The organism is Pseudarthrobacter oxydans, from assembly GCF_013314975.1.
GTDB lineage: Bacteria > Actinomycetota > Actinomycetes > Actinomycetales > Micrococcaceae > Arthrobacter > Arthrobacter oxydans.
The window spans coordinates 19,216-36,921 of record NZ_JABTYH010000033.1 but is presented as its reverse complement, the minus strand read 5'-3'; the positions used below and the strand labels follow the sequence as shown (position 1 = coordinate 36,921).

General features: G+C 65.4%; 18 protein-coding genes. 11 read left to right on the top strand and 7 right to left on the bottom strand.

Features of this window, described 5'->3' with window-relative positions; all coding sequences use genetic code 11:
• Positions 1-629: 629 nt before the first annotated feature.
• Positions 630-920: a hypothetical protein gene (locus HTS88_RS17990; RefSeq protein ID WP_174180785.1), complete on the bottom strand. Its 291-nt coding sequence runs from the start codon at positions 918-920 to the stop codon at positions 630-632.
• Positions 921-1,462: 542 nt separating this feature from the next.
• The gene (locus HTS88_RS17985) at positions 1,463-2,035 is read right to left on the bottom strand and encodes a hypothetical protein (protein ID WP_174180783.1); all 573 of its coding nucleotides are present in this window, start codon (positions 2,033-2,035) and stop codon (positions 1,463-1,465) included.
• Between the two features lie 432 nt (positions 2,036-2,467).
• Between HTS88_RS17985 and HTS88_RS17980 the strand changes: the two genes are divergently transcribed.
• Entirely contained in the window at positions 2,468-2,911 is a 444-nt protein-coding gene (locus tag HTS88_RS17980) for an erythromycin esterase family protein (protein ID WP_343045013.1), read from the top strand.
• 7 nt (positions 2,912-2,918) lie between these two features.
• On the opposite strand, the gene HTS88_RS17975 is transcribed toward HTS88_RS17980, so the two are convergent.
• Both HTS88_RS17975 and HTS88_RS17970 read right to left on the bottom strand, forming a co-directional pair.
• Positions 2,919-4,139: a glycosyltransferase 87 family protein gene (locus HTS88_RS17975; protein WP_174180781.1), complete on the bottom strand. Its 1,221-nt coding sequence runs from the start codon at positions 4,137-4,139 to the stop codon at positions 2,919-2,921.
• A gap of 61 nt (positions 4,140-4,200) precedes the next feature.
• A complete protein-coding gene (locus HTS88_RS17970; protein WP_425515569.1) occupies positions 4,201-5,487 on the bottom strand; it encodes a glycosyltransferase family 87 protein in 1,287 nt (428 codons plus the stop codon).
• 365 nt (positions 5,488-5,852) lie between these two features.
• On the opposite strand from HTS88_RS17970, the gene HTS88_RS17965 reads away from it, so the two are divergent.
• The 3 genes from HTS88_RS17965 to HTS88_RS17955 all read left to right on the top strand — a co-directional run bounded on the left by HTS88_RS17965 (position 5,853) and on the right by HTS88_RS17955 (position 7,662).
• Entirely contained in the window at positions 5,853-6,056 is a 204-nt protein-coding gene (locus HTS88_RS17965; protein ID WP_174180779.1) for a hypothetical protein, read from the top strand.
• Positions 6,057-6,261: 205 nt separating this feature from the next.
• Positions 6,262-6,549, top strand: coding sequence for a hypothetical protein (locus tag HTS88_RS17960; RefSeq protein WP_174180777.1), 288 nt, complete (start codon positions 6,262-6,264; stop codon positions 6,547-6,549).
• Between the two features lie 60 nt (positions 6,550-6,609).
• Positions 6,610-7,662: a S66 family peptidase gene (locus tag HTS88_RS17955; RefSeq protein ID WP_174180775.1), complete on the top strand. Its 1,053-nt coding sequence runs from the start codon at positions 6,610-6,612 to the stop codon at positions 7,660-7,662.
• An 8-nt stretch (positions 7,663-7,670) separates the two neighbouring features.
• On the opposite strand, the gene HTS88_RS17950 is transcribed toward HTS88_RS17955, so the two are convergent.
• Entirely contained in the window at positions 7,671-8,150 is a 480-nt protein-coding gene (locus HTS88_RS17950) for a hypothetical protein (RefSeq protein ID WP_174180773.1), read from the bottom strand.
• 221 nt (positions 8,151-8,371) lie between these two features.
• Here HTS88_RS17950 and HTS88_RS17945 point away from each other — a divergent pair, with 221 nt between their 5' ends.
• Complete coding sequence (locus tag HTS88_RS17945) at positions 8,372-9,862, top strand: FAD-dependent monooxygenase (RefSeq protein WP_174180771.1); 1,491 nt, start codon at positions 8,372-8,374, stop codon at positions 9,860-9,862.
• Between the two features lie 21 nt (positions 9,863-9,883).
• On the opposite strand, the gene HTS88_RS17940 is transcribed toward HTS88_RS17945, so the two are convergent.
• Both HTS88_RS17940 and HTS88_RS17935 read right to left on the bottom strand, forming a co-directional pair.
• Positions 9,884-10,771 (bottom strand): class I SAM-dependent methyltransferase, encoded by an 888-nt coding sequence (locus tag HTS88_RS17940; protein ID WP_174180769.1) that lies wholly within the window; start codon positions 10,769-10,771, stop codon positions 9,884-9,886.
• Positions 10,772-10,817: 46 nt separating this feature from the next.
• On the bottom strand, positions 10,818-11,621 hold the full coding sequence (locus tag HTS88_RS17935; RefSeq protein WP_174180767.1) for an IclR family transcriptional regulator: 804 nt from the start codon (positions 11,619-11,621) through the stop codon (positions 10,818-10,820).
• A 134-nt stretch (positions 11,622-11,755) separates the two neighbouring features.
• Here HTS88_RS17935 and HTS88_RS17930 point away from each other — a divergent pair, with 134 nt between their 5' ends.
• From HTS88_RS17930 to HTS88_RS17905, 6 genes are all read left to right on the top strand, one after another.
• The gene (locus HTS88_RS17930; protein WP_174180766.1) at positions 11,756-12,259 is read left to right on the top strand and encodes a tripartite tricarboxylate transporter TctB family protein; all 504 of its coding nucleotides are present in this window, start codon (positions 11,756-11,758) and stop codon (positions 12,257-12,259) included.
• Between the two features lie 2 nt (positions 12,260-12,261).
• Positions 12,262-13,764: a tripartite tricarboxylate transporter permease gene (locus HTS88_RS17925; protein WP_174180764.1), complete on the top strand. Its 1,503-nt coding sequence runs from the start codon at positions 12,262-12,264 to the stop codon at positions 13,762-13,764.
• A 52-nt stretch (positions 13,765-13,816) separates the two neighbouring features.
• Positions 13,817-14,821: a tripartite tricarboxylate transporter substrate binding protein gene (locus HTS88_RS17920; protein ID WP_174180762.1), complete on the top strand. Its 1,005-nt coding sequence runs from the start codon at positions 13,817-13,819 to the stop codon at positions 14,819-14,821.
• Between the two features lie 32 nt (positions 14,822-14,853).
• Positions 14,854-15,483 (top strand): RraA family protein, encoded by a 630-nt coding sequence (locus HTS88_RS17915; protein ID WP_174180760.1) that lies wholly within the window; start codon positions 14,854-14,856, stop codon positions 15,481-15,483.
• 22 nt (positions 15,484-15,505) lie between these two features.
• Positions 15,506-16,285, top strand: coding sequence for an NAD(P)-dependent oxidoreductase (locus tag HTS88_RS17910; RefSeq protein WP_174180758.1), 780 nt, complete (start codon positions 15,506-15,508; stop codon positions 16,283-16,285).
• Positions 16,286-16,364: 79 nt separating this feature from the next.
• A complete protein-coding gene (locus HTS88_RS17905) occupies positions 16,365-17,702 on the top strand; it encodes a TRAP transporter large permease subunit (RefSeq protein ID WP_174180756.1) in 1,338 nt (445 codons plus the stop codon).
• Positions 17,703-17,706: the final 4 nt, after the last annotated feature.

Sequence of the window (17,706 nt, the reverse complement as noted above, 5' to 3'; positions counted from 1 at the left end):
CCTGGTGGCAGCCAGCGCCGAATACTGGTGCAAGTGCGTTACTCGATCCGTGCGTTATTGGAATAGGTCTCGCTGCGTAGTTGGGGGTAGGCATTCCATGATCGGGTGGCGATGTCTGCCCAGCCCACTGCCGCTTGGGTCCCTAGACCCGTGAGGTCTGAGAGGAACCGGATGGGCAGCTGCCCGGCGAGATTGGTCAGGGCTGGTCCGCGTAATTGCCTGGAGTCGATTCCGACTGGGGCGAGTCCGAGACTGAGGGATGATGTGCTGATTCGGCAAGCAGGTGTGAGGACCCGAACCAAAGCCGCGTTTCGGTGCCCTCCGTGGTGATCTTGTCGTTGGTAAGGGTGGTGATGCGTGTGAGTCGTTGGGCGTAAAGCCCCACGAAAAGGCCTAATCGTCTTGAGTGGACAATCGCAGGCGCTCCCGTTTAACCGTCAGTAGCACCGAAGAACCCCGCACTGTTCCCGGCGCGGGGTTCTTCGTTACTGGAACAGTTCCGAGTTTTATCTGGCCCTACTTAACCACCGGGACAAATGACTTGCTGCCTCGATGGCCCGCCGCGTGGGCGGTGCAGTCCGTGGCTTAGATGCTCTACGAGATCTCCATAACTAGGACGCCGTACCAGGTCAATTCCATACCGTGATGACATAGTTCCAGCCCCAGTTAACGTTTGTTCTGAAGCAGCCGCTGGCACTGATCCGCTTGTTGGGCCATTGGCGCTGGGCCCAAAGGTAGCGGGTCCAGTGATCGTTCTTGCAGTTCTCCAGGCTGTACCGGTACGGGCCGCCAACCTCCTGGTAGCAGACGGAACCGGACCAGCACGAGGCTGCCGATGCCGCCGGGGCAGCAGCCACGCCGAACCCCGTTGTAACCATGGCGGTCGCGAGGAGCAACCCGACCTTCTTCTTGATGTTCACTACTGGTACCCCCAGGTCAGTGAGACTTCCGTCCGAGTCTCGTCTGACTGACCTTATCGCCTTTTATCTCACGAGGGTCGGAGGGAAGATCGATGCTCTGTAGGGCTCGCACCCCTTCGGGCGCCCGCTTCGCGGCCGGCTGTTGGGTCCAGTCCCCACGTCGCAGAGCTCCGCGATGCCTGGCCCTTTTTGTCTACGACGATGCTCCTATAGTCGTCAAACGACCATTGAGGTCTCCCATGGATCCCGGGCTAAAGAAACCGCCTTGACACAGGTTCCGGTCTGCAGGGTGGACATGTAGCGCTGAGAATCTTCGATGTCATCTTGGCACCGTTTCGGACCCTTCACCTGCAAGTGCTTGTTGCACTACAGCGAATCGGTGTCTCCGGCCTTTTTCCGGATAACAAGCTCACTCTGACCGGCTTCAGCTATTGAGTCGCGGATTACATTCCTTACTGCGCGATATATAACGCCATAAAGGCAGTATAGAAATATGGCAGTAAAAATTACAACCAAGAACGTCAGTAGGGTTTGATCCACTTTTAAAGTGCTCCATATATTGGTTGTGATGACTTCCTCAGCACGTCGCCTTGGTTTGAGTAACCAACGCTAAGTGCGCCGAAACCTGCCGAGACAGACACAACACTGCCGCCACGGTTGGCCTCATAAGCGAAGGCGATACCAACTTGAGCCGGACCGCCAACTGTGCAGTTCGCCGCGTTCAAAGTCGACGTTACGCACCCATTATCAGTCAGATTCGCGAATCCAGAGGTTCCATCGTGGATGTTCCAGATTGGCGCCTTTGATGAAACACCTGCATCTCTAAGGGTGGCGCGGTTGGTGACGGAACCATCCCACATGCCGGTGTTGGCCGCCAGGTTTCCGTGCCTAACGCAGTCGGGGTAGCTGAACTGATGTGACGCGATGTCTTCCGGAGCCGCTTGGCCCACGAAGTCGTCCCTCCAGTCCCACTGGCCATAGACCGTCAGCTGGCGGCTGCCTTGCGCCAGCGGCACGTATGTGACGTAGACATCAAAGGCATCTGAAGGAAAGGCGGCCCGAGTCAAGCCCGAGTGCTTGCCGTCCAGGACCGCTTGCGCGTGCTCCGGGGTCACTTCTCCATCACCGTTGATGGAGACACGCGTCCCCTGTCCTGTGAGCCTCTTCGAGAGACGATCAAGCCCCACGATATCGCGAGGTTTCTTTGCTACATACTGGTCAAAGTTGCGCTTCTATCTCAGCGTTAGAAAGCGTCTTTTTCGCATCTGCGCTAGCGGGTTGAGCTGAAAGTCCCGCAAGAAGAGCGGCGCATGCGGCAATAGCGAACTTTTTACTTAGTTTCCCCAATTTTCCCCCATATAAAAAATACTTAAACGCAACAAGCGTAAACGGCATATGTGACAGTTTGCAAGCTGAATCGGCCAGCCGAATTTGAGGTCTATTAATTGCAGATAAAAACCCGGATAAAGAAAATCAATGATCCTAACCGGAAGTGTTGCAAAATTGCCAGTCAAAGCTAGCTGACCATATCGGTCGTCCCACCGTTCGTGCAGGTTCCCCTACTGTTGAGGGGTGGGGGACGAACAATTGATGAGGAGAAACGGCCGGGTGGCGGTACCCAACGCCAAGATCTATTGGGAGGCCACCGGGGAACCGGGTGGCCTCCCAGCATCGCCGTCCATCACGGTCCGGGCTCAAAGGGCCCGGTGTGGGCGCACAACACGCACGTTGGCGACGCCCGAGCCACGGATATGGCCCAGGGCGGAATGGACAACATCGGGCTACTGATGCGCCAGCGTCTTCCGGGGAGGTCTTCGGCGATCGGCGTTGTCTATGATCCGGACCATGAGGGCGGCAACTACGTTCCCACCCGCATGGCGGGCCGCTACGACGCCCTGCTCTGGATCCCGGAGGCCACGGCCCTCCGTCCCCTCCACCACGAGCAGCGGCCGGGTGAGCCCGAGCTCGAGACCGAGCCCACGGGCTTCTGAGGGGAAGTTACGCCCCGGCAGGCACCGCTGCAGGTTTCCGGCCCAGCTCGGCGGTCCGCTTCACCGACCACCACAGCAGCACCACCAGGAGCACGTTGCGCGTGGTGAGGATGGCCGCCATGACCGGGTGCGCGTGGATCAGCGGGGTGTAGAACAGCGGGTAGATCACGAACGTGGTCATGGCGATGCCCATCAGCAGCGCCGCGGGGACCTTCCACCGTTCCCAGTCGTGGGTGAGCCCGGCGATGATCACCGGCGCCAGCCAGATGATGAACTGCGGGGAGCCCACCTTGTTGAACACAATGAACGCGGTGACCATCATCAGGGAGCCCTCGAGGAAGAGTTCCTCCCGTTCGGCGCCGCGGTTCAGGGCACGGACCAGCAGGACGGCGGCAATGACGGCCGCCAGGATCAGCAGCGGCTGCATCAGGAAAGCCGCCACGCCGGCACCGGGGCCGTAAACCTCGGTGGAGTTGATGGCGGTGTTGTCCGCCATCTTCGAGCCCGCAATGTTGAAGACGCTCAGCCATACCCACGGCGTGGAGAAGGTGGCTTCCAGCTGCATGCCGCGCTCGCCCTGGTTGGTGAGGAAGTCCATGATGTGCGGCAGCCCGCCGGACAGCCAGGTGCCCAGCGCCACAACCGCCGTCACCGCCACCCCGGAAAGGAGTATGTGGATCCGCTTCCGGCTGGCGATCACGATGGGCACGAGGACGGCCGCCGGCCACACCTTGATCCAGGTGGCAATGCTGAGCAGGACGCCGGCCACCACCGGCCGCTGAGCCGCATACAGCAGGGCGATGAGCACGATGGGGGCGGTGATGCCTTCAACGCGGGCGAAGCTGAGGTAACCCATGAAGACCGTGAAGAACAGCCACCACCAGGCCGGGGCGATGCCGCCCGCCTTGCGCGGTCCGCGGGTAAGGAAAGCGAGTCCGACGGCATTGAGGGCTGTGATGATCAGGAACCACACCAGGAGGTACAGGTCCGGCCCGGCGATGTTGGCCAGGAAAATGGGGATCTGCGCCAGCACGGGGTACACCCAGGGGCTGATCTTCCCGTCGAGATCCCCGGGGTTGTAGCCGTCCATGGCCCACTGGCGGTACTGCTCTGTGTCGCTGAACGTGTCGCCGTGCAGGAAGAAGGACGCCATCCAGCCCAGGAAGTACAGGTGGACGACGGCGAATCCCCACCACACGCTGGAAGGGCGGGCGAACCAGTCCACCACCTTGGCGGGCAGGACTTTGCTGCGGACGGTGACCAGGCGGTCGAAGAACCTCGTGGAAATCTCAGGACTCCTTGAGCGCGGGGGCGGCAGCGGGCGCCTTCTTGCCCAGCAGGTAGAGGCGCCGGACGCTCCAGAGGAACAGGATCACCAGGAGGACGTTCCGGATGGTCAGCACCAGGGCCATCCACGGGTTGTTGTGGCTGAGGGCGTCGTAGAACAGGGGGTAGATGAAGTAGGTTGCCACGGCAATGACGATCAGCATGGCGGCCGGGACCCGCCAATCACGCCAGCTGTGGGCGAGCCCTACGGCGACGGCCGGGGCGAGCCACACCATGAACTGCGGGGAGCCCACCTTATTGAACACGACGAACGCGGTGGCCAGGGTCAGGGCACCGGCGAGGAGCAGTTCGGTGCGGTCAACGCCGCCGTTGAGCCGGCCTTTGTGCTGTTTCCCGTTGTGGAGTGCCCAAAACGTTAGGCCGGCCACCAACAGTGCGGCCAGGATCAGGAGTGGCTGCATCAGCACCGACATCAGTGCGGTGCCGGGGCCGTCCACCTGCATGGAGTTGATATCCGTGTTCATGTACATGCGGGAGTCGCCGATGTTCAGGACGGACAGCCAGAGCCAGGGCGTGGTGAAGGTGGCCTCCAGTTGCATGCCGCGGTCACCCTGCTGGGTGAGGAAGTTCAAAAGCTTGGGGACGCTGCCCACCGCAGCGGCCAGCGCGACGACCCCCGCCGTCGTCGCAAGTCCGGCGAGCACCACCAGGACGCGGTTTTTTACGACGGCGAACAGGGCCAGCATGACGGCGGCGGGCCAGACCTTCACCCAGGTGCCGATGGCGAGCAGGACGGAGGCGATGAACGGCCGGCCGACGCCATAGGCCAGGGCCACCAGGACCAGCGGGGCGGTGAGGCCGTCCACGCGGGCGAATCCCAGCCAGCCCATGAGGAACGTGAACACCAGCCACCACCAGCCGGCGGGGATGGCCTGGCGGTCCCTGCCGCGGTTGGTGAGTTTCAGCAGGGCCCAGCCGTTCAGGACTGTGGTCATGAGGACCCACAGGAAGAAGAACGGACCGGGGCCGGCGATGCCTGCGATGGCCATGGGGATCAGCGCAAGGATCGGGTAGACCCAGGGGCTGGGCCCGCCGGTGAGGTTCGCGTCGTTGAACCCCGCCATGGCCCAGTCGCGGTAGATGAAGGTATCGCTGAAGGCCTCACCGCGAAGCGAGAGGGATGCGGCGAAGACCAGGAAAACCAGGTGCACCACGATGAAACCGGCCAGCAGCCCGCGGCCGGTGTTCAGCCGGGTCCGGGCAGGCGCAGGAAGGATGACGTTGCGGATCCGGGTGAGATTGCCGAAGATAGCGTCCGTGGAAATGGCAGGATCCTTGTCGGTTCGTGGCGCACGCAAGTTGCCGCACTGGCGGCGTGGGTTCTGCGGCGTGGCCGGTGTTCAGGGTTTCGGAGCCGTCCGGAAACAGCCCCCACTCTGTTCCAACTCTAATTCACGCCTCTGGGGGCCAGTAATTGGCAGGAGCGGGGAAAGCGGTATCCGCCCCTGACCTGCTGCGTTCATCTAAAGTTGCTGGCGTGTGAAGCGTAGGGGAGGATGGACCGCGGGGCACCGAGGTGCCTCACTTCACCTGTAGCCCTGGGGAGCGCAGGGTGCGAGTTCCCCCACCCACCGATCCACGAAGGCCTGCCCCAATGAACTTTCCGCTGACCGTTACTGTTGCCGACCGCGAAAGCATGGACAGTGAGCTCGACGCCGCTGTCACCGCCGCGAAAGCCCATGCCCTCGCCGGACAGCGGCACGGCATCCTGGTCACCCGTCTCGGTGTGGACAAGTTCACGGTGGACCTGAGCGAGGCCGTTCCTTTCGGCTTCACCCGCGAACACCAGGCCTGGTGACCCGGCCGGGCCGGTTTTCGTGACCGGCCCTGCAGAGGCCCGGCGTTGCCGGGATTGCTTCCGGCACCCTTTGTGCCCCGCTGCCGCCATGGCCCGGTTCCGGTGCGGCTTGAAGGGTTAGGCAACCGTGACCTTAAGGTCGTTCCTTCCCGGTGCAACGCCCACTACTGTCGACAGCACCATCGGGGACGACGGAAGAGGCACGATGAGCATCGACATCGAAATTGGTACAAGCCTCAGCAATGAGGACGCAGCGCACTTTGCGGCCACAACGGAAGCAATCACCTCAGCGATGCAGAGGGTGCGCGAAAGTCACGCGGCGTACAGCTGGGTGTGGACGGACGAGATCCGCTGCCGCGGCTGCAACGCGAGCCTGGACATCCCGCTGCTCGCCAGCACGAACCTGAGCGCCGACAAAGCCTTCGAGGCACATCAGTCCGCCCAGCTCGACGCCCTCCTGGCTGCCGGCGGACATCTGCGCGGGAATCATTAGAGGCTTCCTGAATCAGGGGTCGTTGCCGCCTGGCGGTGCTGCAGGTGCTTGAATGGCGGGATGGAAAAATGGGGAAGCGTCCTGCCGGCACCGAAACTCCGTGAAGGCGACCGGGTGGCGATTCTGTCGCCGTCATTCGCTGCGCCCGGCTTTGCTCCCGCGGTCCATGAGCAGGCCATGAAGCGGTTTGCCGATGTAACAGGCCTCGTGCCCGTCGAGTTCCCCACAACCCGTCAGCTCGGCGCTTCTGCTGAAGAACGTGCCGATGATCTCAACGCTGCCTTCGCTGACCCAACCATCCGGGCCGTCCTGGCCACCATAGGCGGTGATGACCAGATCACTGTGATTCCCCATTTGGACGCGGGGCTCGCCCGGGCCGACCCCAAGATTTTTCTCGGCTACAGCGACAATACCAACCTGCTGAACTGGCTCTGGTCCCAGAGTATGGGCGGTTACTACGGCGGTTCCACCCAGGTGCACCTCGGCCCCGGTCCCGGCATCGACGACATCCATCTGGCCTCCCTTCGGGCGGCCCTGATGACGGGCGGTGAGCTCACGATCACCGATCCCGGCGAATCCGAGGACTTCGGCCGGGACTGGCATGACCCCCAAGCCCTCGTCGAATACGGGGAACGTGAGCCCACCGAGCCCTGGACATGGGCCGGGCCGGAGCGGGTGGTATCGGGACGGACCTGGGGCGGATGCCTGGAGGTCATTGACCAGCTTGCATTGGCGGACCGCCTCCCGCGGTTAGAGGACCTGCGCGGGTGCATATTGTTACTGGAGACCAGTGAGCTGATTCCACCTGCCGACTGGGTGAAGCGGTGGGTCCGCTCGCTCGGAGAGCGGGGTGTGCTCGAGGTTGTCCACGGGGTTGTCGTCGCCCGGCCACCAACCAGCAACTTCGAGCACAGGCCGGAGCCCGGGGAACGCTCCCGCCTGCGGGCCGCCCAGCGGGACGCAGTGATTGAGGAGGTCGCCCGGTACAGCCCCGAAGCCGTTGTCTGCGTGGGGGTGCCCTTTGGCCATACCCGCCCTCAGTGGATCCTGCCGTACGGCGGCAGCATCACCATGAACGGAACAGCCCGGACCATCAGCGCTCTCTACAACTGAGCGTCCAGTTAGCGGTACCAGCCCACCGAACGGTCGTAGCTGGACACCAGTGCTCCCGTGCCCGGTGCGCCGTCTCCGCCCGCGGGGAAGTAGATGGCCCCAAACTCGGCGCCTTGGGATTCGATCCGTGTGCGTGCCCAGGCCTTGGCGTCGTCGATGTCCTTCTCCGGGATGCTTTCGCGGGTGCTGTTTCCGGCGCTCAGATGGATGTCCAGCTGGTACTGACCTGGCTGGGAGGCTCCAGCATGGTGGCCAGGATCCCGCTCATCGCGCCTGCTGACCATCACCTGCGCCAGGGCGTGGAGGACGGACGGGTCCCTGGCGGCACTGCCATGCTGCTGTTGCTCCATCCGCAGCGCGGAAACCACGCTCTCCACGGTGTCCCCGTCGCTGACCACGTATGAAGCTCCGGTGACGTCCGCCTCCGAGCCCCCAACGCTTTTCAAGTACTGCATAAATTGCTCGGAGCTGGACTGTCTGGAGTTCATGCACCCTCCCTGAGGGCTATTCGCGGCGAGTGCCGACCTTCCCCACACTAGACCCATACGGGTCGCCCAGGTCCGTGCCAGGGGCAATAGTTTGGCGGAACGAGAATTGAGCGGATCGCTCCTTCCATTTCCAATATATCTCCGGGTGCGGGGCTTGCGGCAAGGCCGGGCCGGGGGCGCACAATCGCAGTGCCCGCAACTTGGAGAACGGAGCCGGAGCAATGCGTGATCATGCAGCGGTAATAGTCGGCGGAGGCCCCACCGGGCTGATGCTGGCCGGCGAACTGGCGTTGGCGGGAGTTGACGCTGCCATCGTGGAGCGGCGTCCCAACCAGGAACTCGCGGGTGCACGTGCGGGCGGCCTGCACGCACGAACCCTTGAGGTCCTGGACCAGCGGGGCATCGCCGGCCGCTTCCTCGCCGAGGGTCACGTGGCGCAGGTGGCCGGCTTCGCGGGAACGCGCCTCGACATCAGCGATTTTCCCACCCGGCATCCCTACGGGCTGGGTTTGTGGCAGAACCATATCGAACGCATCCTTGCCGGCTGGGTGGCGGAGCTGGCCGTCACGTTCTACCGCGGACACGAGGTGACCGGACTCGTGGAGGAAGGCGCCGCCGTCGGCGTCCAACTCCAGGACGGCAGGAGGTTGCGTGGCGGCTACGTTGTGGGGTGCGACGGCGGCCGCAGCCTCGTGCGCAAAGCGGCGGGCATCGGGTTCCCCGGCTGGGATCCCACCACCAGCGCGCTGATCGCCGAGGTGGAGATGACGGACCAGCCGGAGTTTGGCGTGCACCAGAACGCTTTGGGCATCCACTCGTTTGGCCGCAGGGAGTACCAGGTTGTAGACGGCAGGGTGGTCTACGCGGACAGCGGGCCTGTGGCGGTGATGGTAACCGAGGGGCACGTGGGGCCTGCAACGGAACCATCACTGGATGATCTCAGAGCAGCACTGACGGCTGCGTGCGGAACGGATTATGGAGTCCACAGCCCCACCTGGATTTCGCGGTTCACGGACATGACCCGGCAGGCCAACGAGTACCGCAAGGGGCGAATCCTGCTGGCCGGCGACGCTGCCCACGTCCACTCTCCGGACGGCGGCCAGGGCCTGAACCTGGGTGTGCAGGACGCGGTGAATCTCGGCTGGAAGCTGGGGAAGGTAATCAACGGGACGGCCCCTGACGCGCTGCTGGATACCTACCGTTCCGAGCGCCACCCTGTGGCCGCCCGGGTGCTGCGCAACACCATGGCCCAGGTTGCGCTCCGCCGCCCGGACCCCCGCACCAGGGCGGCAGGTGAGGTGGTCTCCGAGCTCCTGGGCATGGAAGAACCCCGCCGGCGTTTCGCCGCGATGCAGTCCGGTCTTGACGTCCATTACGATCTCGGCGAGGGCCACCCGCTGCTGGGACGCCGGATGCCCGACGTCGACCTTGACACCCGGGAAGGACCCAGCACGGTCTATTCGCACCTCCATGATGCCCGGCCGGTGCTGATGAACTTCGGGGAGCGCGGGTCGCTCGGCAAGGTCCCGCGGCCGTCACAGGTGAAGTTGGTGGATGCGCGGTACAGCGGACCGTGGGAGTTGCCGGTGCTTGGGCACGTCCGTGCACCCGAGGCAGTCCTGGTCCGCCCCGACGGGTATGTGGCATGGGTGGGGGACGTTGGCGGCGACGGCCTTAAGGACGCGCTGGCCTGGTGGTCGGCCGGCCAGTAGTGGTGCCGGCGGCGCGGGCGGTCAGGTTGACTCCTGCCGCGTTGAGGTGCCGGGCTCGCCTGGTGACCCGTTCCCGCCCGCCTTCGCCAGCGTGAAAATCCCGTAGTGCATTGCGCCGGTGCGGTAGGCCAGGATCAGGCGGGGGATGCTCAAAACGAAAATGCGATTGCGTGCGCCAAGGGCGAGGCGGCGGGTCTCGCGGTCCACCAGCAGGGCCTTCACCAGGCGACGGGCGCAGATCGGCCAGGTGCGCGCGACGCGGCGGCTGGCATCCTCATAGCCAGTGATCACAAAGCCCGCCGCCGTGGCCATCGCCTCATACTCCTCGCGCGTGCCCATCGAGGGCAGGCGCCCTTCGCGGCAGATCGGCTCAAGCAGGTGGCGGACCTTCCAGCGGCCGGCATCAGTCCCGGCGAGCCACGCGCAGACGACGAAACGGCCGCCGGGGGACAGCACGCGGTGCGCCTCGGCGAAGAACCTGGGTTTGTCCACCATGTGCTCGCTCGACTCGATCGCCCACGCGGCACTGGCTGAGGCGTCGGGCAGCCCGTTGGCCAGCCAGTCGCGGAGACGGATGTCCACGTGGGGCACAGGACGCGCGGCGGCATAGTGGGCCTGCTCGGCGGACAGCGTGAAGCCGGTAACGCGCGCTCCGCGGGCCAGAGCCAGCCGCCTTGCGGTGGAGCCGTAGCCGCAGCCGATGTCGACGCACGCCTCGTCCGGCATAAGGCGCAGCCGGTCGCCGACGGTGTCCGCCAGCGCCTCGACGGCCTCGGCGGGCGTCTCGCGACCCGTTGCCCACAGGCCGTGATGGACATGCTCACCCCACACCCGGCGATAAATCGGATCGAGCTCGTCGTAGTGATCCGCCACCGCCGCGGCGTTCTGGGAAATTTCGGGGACGATCACGCCATCACAGTACAACGCCGGCGGATTCCGCCGCGGTTCCGGGCGCCTAGTACACGGAGCCCTCAAGCAGTTCGGACAGCCTGCGGGCGGCGCGCCGAAGCTCCGGCACATTGGCCTTGATTTTTTCTTCGGTCGTCGCCTCTGCCGGGCAGTTCAGCGCCATGGCCTCGTTGGCGCGGCCGGCCCTGTTGGTCAGGGCAACCCCGACGGAGAGGACGCCCACGACGCGCTCGTTCGCGGAGTACGCGTAGTCCAAGCCTGGCGCGGGCAGCCGCGACCGCAGCTCCTCAACCGTGAATCCCGGCTCCTCATGGCCGGCGGCGATCGCGGCTGCCACGACCTGTTCGAGCTCTGCGTCAGAGGCGTCCGCAATCAGGATCTTCCCTGCCGCGCCGCGGGTCAATGGCAGACGTTTACCCAGGGGAAGGTCGTACTGCATGGGCGCTTCTCCTTGAACCCGTGCCACCAGGATTCGCTCGTTCCCGAGCCGGGTATGGAGGGACACGGACATTCCGGTCTGCGTTGCCAGCTGTTGCAGGACCGGGCGACCCGCCACCGCCAGGGGATCGTTTTCCAGGAAGCTCTTTGCCGCCGGGAGCACTGCAGGCCCGATCCGGTAGGACTTGTCCGTCTGGCTCACCATGCCGAAATCCTGCAGCACCCGGAGGATCCTCAGTGTTGTGGGCAGGCTCATCCCGCAGTTCCGGGCCAGGTCGCTGAGCCGCTGGGGCCGTTCTGCGCGCTGCAGTTCCGCAAAGACCTCCAGCGCCCGGGACAGGGAGCGCATGTTTGACGCCTTGGGTCCCTCCTCAGCCGATGGGTGGGGGGAGGTGGAAGTCGTCGTCGCCATTCTTTCATTGTATGTAACTTCCTTGCGCTTGACAGGGCGTGTGTCTGGTGTCACTATTTCTCAGTACGCAATATAGTTTCATTCTGTGAAATGCAACGACGCAGCGTGAAAGTGAATTCGAGTGAGAAGGAACCATGACAACGGAGTCAGTCACAGCCACATCGAAGACCGCCGCCAGGGTGGCACCCTCCGTGCTGGCAGGCATCGGCGCGTTCGCGGCCGTCGGCGTGTACGTCCTCATCAGCTCGGTGGGCCTGGGCCTGTGGACCTCCCTTGGACCCGGCCCGGGACTCTTCCCCTTTGCCATGGGGGCAGTCCTCGCCGCGATGTCCGCCGTCTGGCTCCTCCAGGAACTCCGCCGCCCCAGCGAAACGGCAGAAGGCGTTGACCGCGCACTGGTGATCGCCGTCGTCGCCAGCCTGGTGGTCCTCGCCGCCGTCATGGACCTGCTCGGCTTCCAGCTGAGCATGTTCCTCTTCCTCATGTACCACCTGAAGCTGCGCGGCCGCAGGGCCTGGCCCTCCTCCCTGGTCACCGCCCTCGCCGGCAGCGTGGGCGCGTTCTACGCCTTCAACTACGGCCTCAACGTGGCACTGCCCGTCTCGGCCTTCCCCCTGCTGAACACGATCGGACTCTGAACGTGGATACCCTCAACGAACTTATGGGCGGCTTCGCGGCCGCCATGACCTGGCAAAACCTGCTGTTCGCCTTCCTGGGCTGCCTGCTGGGCACCATCATCGGCGTGCTGCCCGGCATCGGTCCGGTGGCCGGCGTCGCTCTCCTCATTCCCCTCACCCTGAACCTTGATGCCACCGGGGCGATCATCATGCTCTGCGCCATCTTCTACGGCACGGCCTACGGCGGAACCATCACCAGCGTCCTGCTGAACACCCCCGGCGAAGCCGCCTCCGCCATCACCACCATTGACGGCTACGCAATGACAAAGCTCGGCAAGGCCGGGGCAGCCCTGACCATTGCCGCCGTCGGATCGTTCGTGGGCGGCACCGTCGCCACCCTGGGCCTGGTGATGGCCGCCAAACCGCTGGGCGAGCTGGGGCTGCTGGTGGGTCCGCCGGAGTTCTTTGCGCTGATGGTGGTGGGCATCTCCCTGCTCGTGGCGCTCGCCGGCAAGTCCATGGTCAAGGCCGTCATCTCCGGCGCCCTGGGATTGCTGATCGCGATGGTCGGAATCGACCCCGTGGCCGGGGCGCCGCGCTTCACCTTCGGCATGGACCGCCTCCTGGACGGCGTCAGCTTTGTTGCCGTGATCGTGGGCGTCTTCGGCCTCTCCGAGCTGCTGTCCTACCGAAAGGGCACCACCACCCCCAACGTGCACGCCCCAAACCTGCGTTCCCTGCTTCCGACAGGGAGGGAATGGCGCCGGAGTGCGCCCGCCATGGCCCGCGGAACCGGAATCGGCTTCGGGCTCGGCCTTATTCCGGGAATGACCGGCTCCGTCTCATCCCTGCTGGCCTACGGCGCGGAAAAGAAGTTCTCCCGACACCGCAACGAACTGGGCAAAGGCGCCATTGAAGGCGTGGCCGGGCCCGAAACGGCCAACAACTCCCACGCCAACGCCGCCCTGATCCCGCTGTTCACCCTGGGCATCCCGGCATCACCCACCATCGCCGTCCTGATGGGCGCCTTCCTCCAGCAGGGCCTCACCCCGGGGCCCACCCTCTTCACCGAGCACTCCGAGATTGCCTGGGCCATCATCGCCAGCCTGTTCATCGGGAACCTGCTCCTGCTGGTGCTGAATGTTCCGCTGGTGGGACTGTGGACCTCCATCCTGAGGGTCCCCACCACCATCCTCACCGCCCTGATCCTGCTCTTTATGGTCATCGGCGCCTACACCATCAACTTCAGCGTTTTTGATGTCTTCGTCATGATCGGCTTCGGCCTCCTGGGCCTCGCGCTCCGGCACCTGGACATCCCGCTGGCACCCATGGTGCTGACCCTGGTGCTCGGCCCGCTGATGGAACGCTCCCTCCGCGAGTCCCTCGAAATCTCCCAGGGTGACTTCGGCATCTTCACCAGCCGTCCCATTTCGGCAGTCCTGATCGGCCTGGGACTGCTGATCATCTTCAGCCCGCTCCTGAAGCTCCGGAAGCCCAAAGCGCTCAACGAGGACCCGGAAACCTAAACCACACCCCAACCGCAACCCCCGAACACCCCCTTCAAAGGAGAAGAACACCATGAACACCCGTTCCCGCATCGCCGCCGCCCTCGCCGCGGCCTCCCTGATCGCACTCACCGGCTGCGGCGCCAACGCCGGAGCCACGAACGCCGCCGGCGGCGACTTCCCGAAGAAGGGCAAGACGATTGACCTCGTTGTGGCCTTCTCCTCCGGCGGCGCCGTGGACACGGCCGCCCGGCTCATCCAGCCCATCCTGGAAAAGGAACTCGGCACCAACGTCGAGGTCATCAACAAGCCCGGCGCAGGCGGCCAGATCGGCTACACCCAGCTGACCGGCGCCGCCCCCGACGGCTACACCATCGGCGCCACAGGCTCCCCGTCCGTCGTCGTCTCCCCGCTGGACCCCTCACGCGGGGCCAAGTACACGAGGGACAGCTTCCAGCCCCTGGGCCGCCAGGTCATCGACCCCACCGTCATCGCAGTGCAGCCGGACAGCCCCTACCAGACGCTGAAGGACCTCCTGGACGCCGCAAAGGCGAACCCGAAGTCCATGACTGCCAGCACCACCGGGCTCCAGACCGGTGAACACTTCGCCATGGCCCAGATCCAGGAAAGCACCGGCTCCGAATTCGCCCCCGTGCACTTCTCGGAGGGGGCTTCGCAGGCCACCACTGCATTCCTGGGCAAGCACGTGGACATTCTCGTGGCCAACGTCAGCGACGTTGTTGACCTGACCAAGCAGGGCAAGGCCCGCGTGCTGGGCGTCATGACCTCGGAGCGCGCGCCGGCACTGCCGGACGTTCCCACCTTCAAGGAATCCGGCTACGACCTCGAGGCGGGCACCACGCGCGGTTACTCGGCGCCTGCCGGGCTGCCGGATGAGGTGGCCAAAAAGCTCGAGGCGGCAATCCAGAAAGCCATCGAGGACCCCGCCGTGGTGCAGAAGATGCAGGACCTTGGCCTGCAGACCAGCTACCTCTCCGGCGAAGACTACAAGCAGTACTGGGCCGGGCAGGAAGAGGACTTCAAGAAGGTCCTGCCGCTCGTCCAGAAGACCGACTGACCCTCCCGCAATTACCGGACGGAAGAACCATCATGACCAGCCCAGCCATAGACACCCTCACCGCCGATTTCCCCCGCCCCGAGAGGGGCGTGGTGGAGCGCCTCGCCAAGCTGCCCGCCGCCAACATCGGCGACGCCATGGACCGGCTCGGCGTCGCCGACTCCGCGATCCAGGCCATCTGGCCGGGTGCCCTCCTGGCCGGCCCCGCCTTTACGGTGTGGACCAGGCCCGGGGACAACCAGGGAATCCACAGGGCCCTTGAGCTGGCCCGCCCCGGTGACGTGCTGGTTGTTGCCGGCGGAGGCGATTCGTCCCGCGCCCTGTTGGGGGAGCTCATCGGTGAGCGTGCCATCAACCTTGGCATCGCGGGCTTCGCGCTGGACGGGGCAGCGCGCGACGCCGACGCGCTGCGTGAGATAGGCATGCCCGTCTTCGCCCGGGCTACTTCCCCCGCCGGTCCCTACAAGAACGGTCCGTTCCGCCTGGGGACGCCCCTCGCCTTCGGCGGCGTCCCCGTCCTGCCCGGTGACGTGGTCATCGGCGACTCCGACGGCGTCGTGGTGGTCCCGCGGGAGCAGGCGGCCGCCGTCGCAGATGCCGCGGAAGCTGTTTTCGCCGATGAAACGAACCGTCGCCAGGCCATCGTCGCAGCCCGCGGCTAAACCAAGAGAGACAGAGAAAACCATGACAGCGGTAACCGTTATTGGCCTCGGCGAAGCCGGAGCCACCTATGCCGCGGCACTCCACGCCGCCGGCCACAAGGTCACGGGATTCGACCCCGTTGCCCCCGCCACTCCTGCCGGCATCACCCGGGCCGCCACCGCAGCAGAAGCCTGTGCCGGCGCGGACATCGTCCTGGTGATGACGGGCGCTGCCGCCGCACGCAGCGTTGCCGCGGAGTGCCTTCCGGTCCTCGGTCACGGCAGCTGCTACGCAGACTTCACCTCGTCCTCGCCCGGAACCATGCAGGAACTCGGGCGGCTGCCCGGCAACGCCGACTTCGCCGACGTCGCCATCCTGGGTCCCGTGTCGGCATTGGGGGAGAAAACGCCCCTCATGGCCAGCGGGCCAGGTGCCCGGGCTGTCGCCGACCTGCTCGGCCCGCTGGGCGTCGACGTCGAAATCGCCGAAGGGGAACCGGGGGCGGCCATGGCCCATAAGCTTCTTCGCAGCGTCCTGATGAAGGGCCTGGCTTCCGTGGTGGTGGAGGCCGTGACCGCGGGCCGCGCCGCCGGACTCGAGGATTGGATCCGGGCCCAGATCGCGAGCCAGTTGGCCGGCAACGGGCAGGCCGTGATTGACCGGTTCCTCACCGGCACTGCCAAGCACGCAGTACGCCGCTCGAAGGAGATGCAGGATACCGCCAGCTACCTGGGCGACCTCGGCGTACCGGCCGAGATGACGACCGCCTCTGCCGCTGCCCTGGCCCGGATGGCCCAGGAACCAGCGCCGGCCTTGCGCTGACCGCAGAGTCGGGGACAATCAGGAGCGGATATTTCGTGACCGACCACATCACCGGCGTCCCGCCGTCAGGAGCAGCAGCATGATCGGCATCTGGGCCCTCGCCGCCTACCTTGCCGTCATCCTGCTGTGGACCACCGTGTTCAGGCGCAGCGTGGGGGAGGCGATGATCCTCGGGTTCCTGGCCGTGCTTCCCTTCACGGGGGCGGCAGCGGCGCAGACCGGCTGGGATTCGCTGTACGCGGCAATCACCGATGACATTGTCTACGCCACCATGGCCTTCGTGTTCATGGGCTACCTGCTGGACAGAACCGGGGTCCTGGACCGGCTGATCGACCTGCTCAACTCCCTGATCGGCGGGGTCAAGGGCGGTCCGGCCTGGGTATCCACCGTGGCATCGGCGGGGCTGGGGAGCGTGGTCCACAACCAGGCCGCCATTGCCGCCACGGTGGGATCGGTGACCATCCCGTGGATGGAAAAGTCGCGGCTGGACAAGCCCTCGGCGGCGACGCTCGTGGCGGGCAACGCCGGCATGGGCATCACCTTTCCGTTCAGCGCCTCCATGTTCGTCCTGGTCGGTTCGGCCACCGTGGGGCCGCTGCTGGACATCAACGCCCTGGTCCTCCCGCTGCTGTTCGGCGGCCTCTGGTGCTTCCTGCACCGGCTGGTTGTCACCTGGCTGCTGGTCCGCAAGAGCGGCATGGCCCCGCTCAATGCCGCGCACCGGCTGCCCGTCCGGGCGGCGTTCGGCCGCGGCTGGGCCACGCTTCTGCTGTTTGTTGTGGTGGCCATCCCGCTGGTTGTCACCTCCGGCGCCATCGCCGAGGGGCTTTCGGGCTGGACCGGGGCGGATGTCACCAAGGCCGTCAGCGTCATCGTTTGGATTCCGGTGGTGCTGATCATCACCGGCCTCCTGCTGGGCCGGAAGAAGCTCCCCGCCGGCAGCCGGGAGTGGTGGGCGCTCCTGCAGGACTCCGCGCCCCGCTTCGGGGTCGTGGGCGTCACCGTGGTGTTCGCGTTTGCCGGCGCCAACGCCCTGGCTGCCACCGGACTTCCCCGGCAGATGACCGAACTGCTCAACGGGATGAACCTCCCGCTGTGGCTCCTGGCCATCCTGATCGGCCTGATTGTCATCGCCGTGGCTGCGCCGCTGTCCGCGACGGCCACCATGGCCGCCGTCGGAACCGTCGGCGTGGCTGCCCTGGTGGCGGCCGGCGTCCCCGCGACCACCGCAGCCGTGGCCGTCCTGGTCTTTTCCTCCTGCGAGGCGGCGGTCCCGCCGGGCGGCGCCCCGCTGTACGTGGCGTGCGGCATCGCGGACGTGGACCCGGTCACCACCTTCCTCCGGCTGTTCACCCACTATGCCCTGCCGCTGCTGGGCATCGGCGTCCTGATCATCCTCGGCATCCTCCCCATCTAAGGAA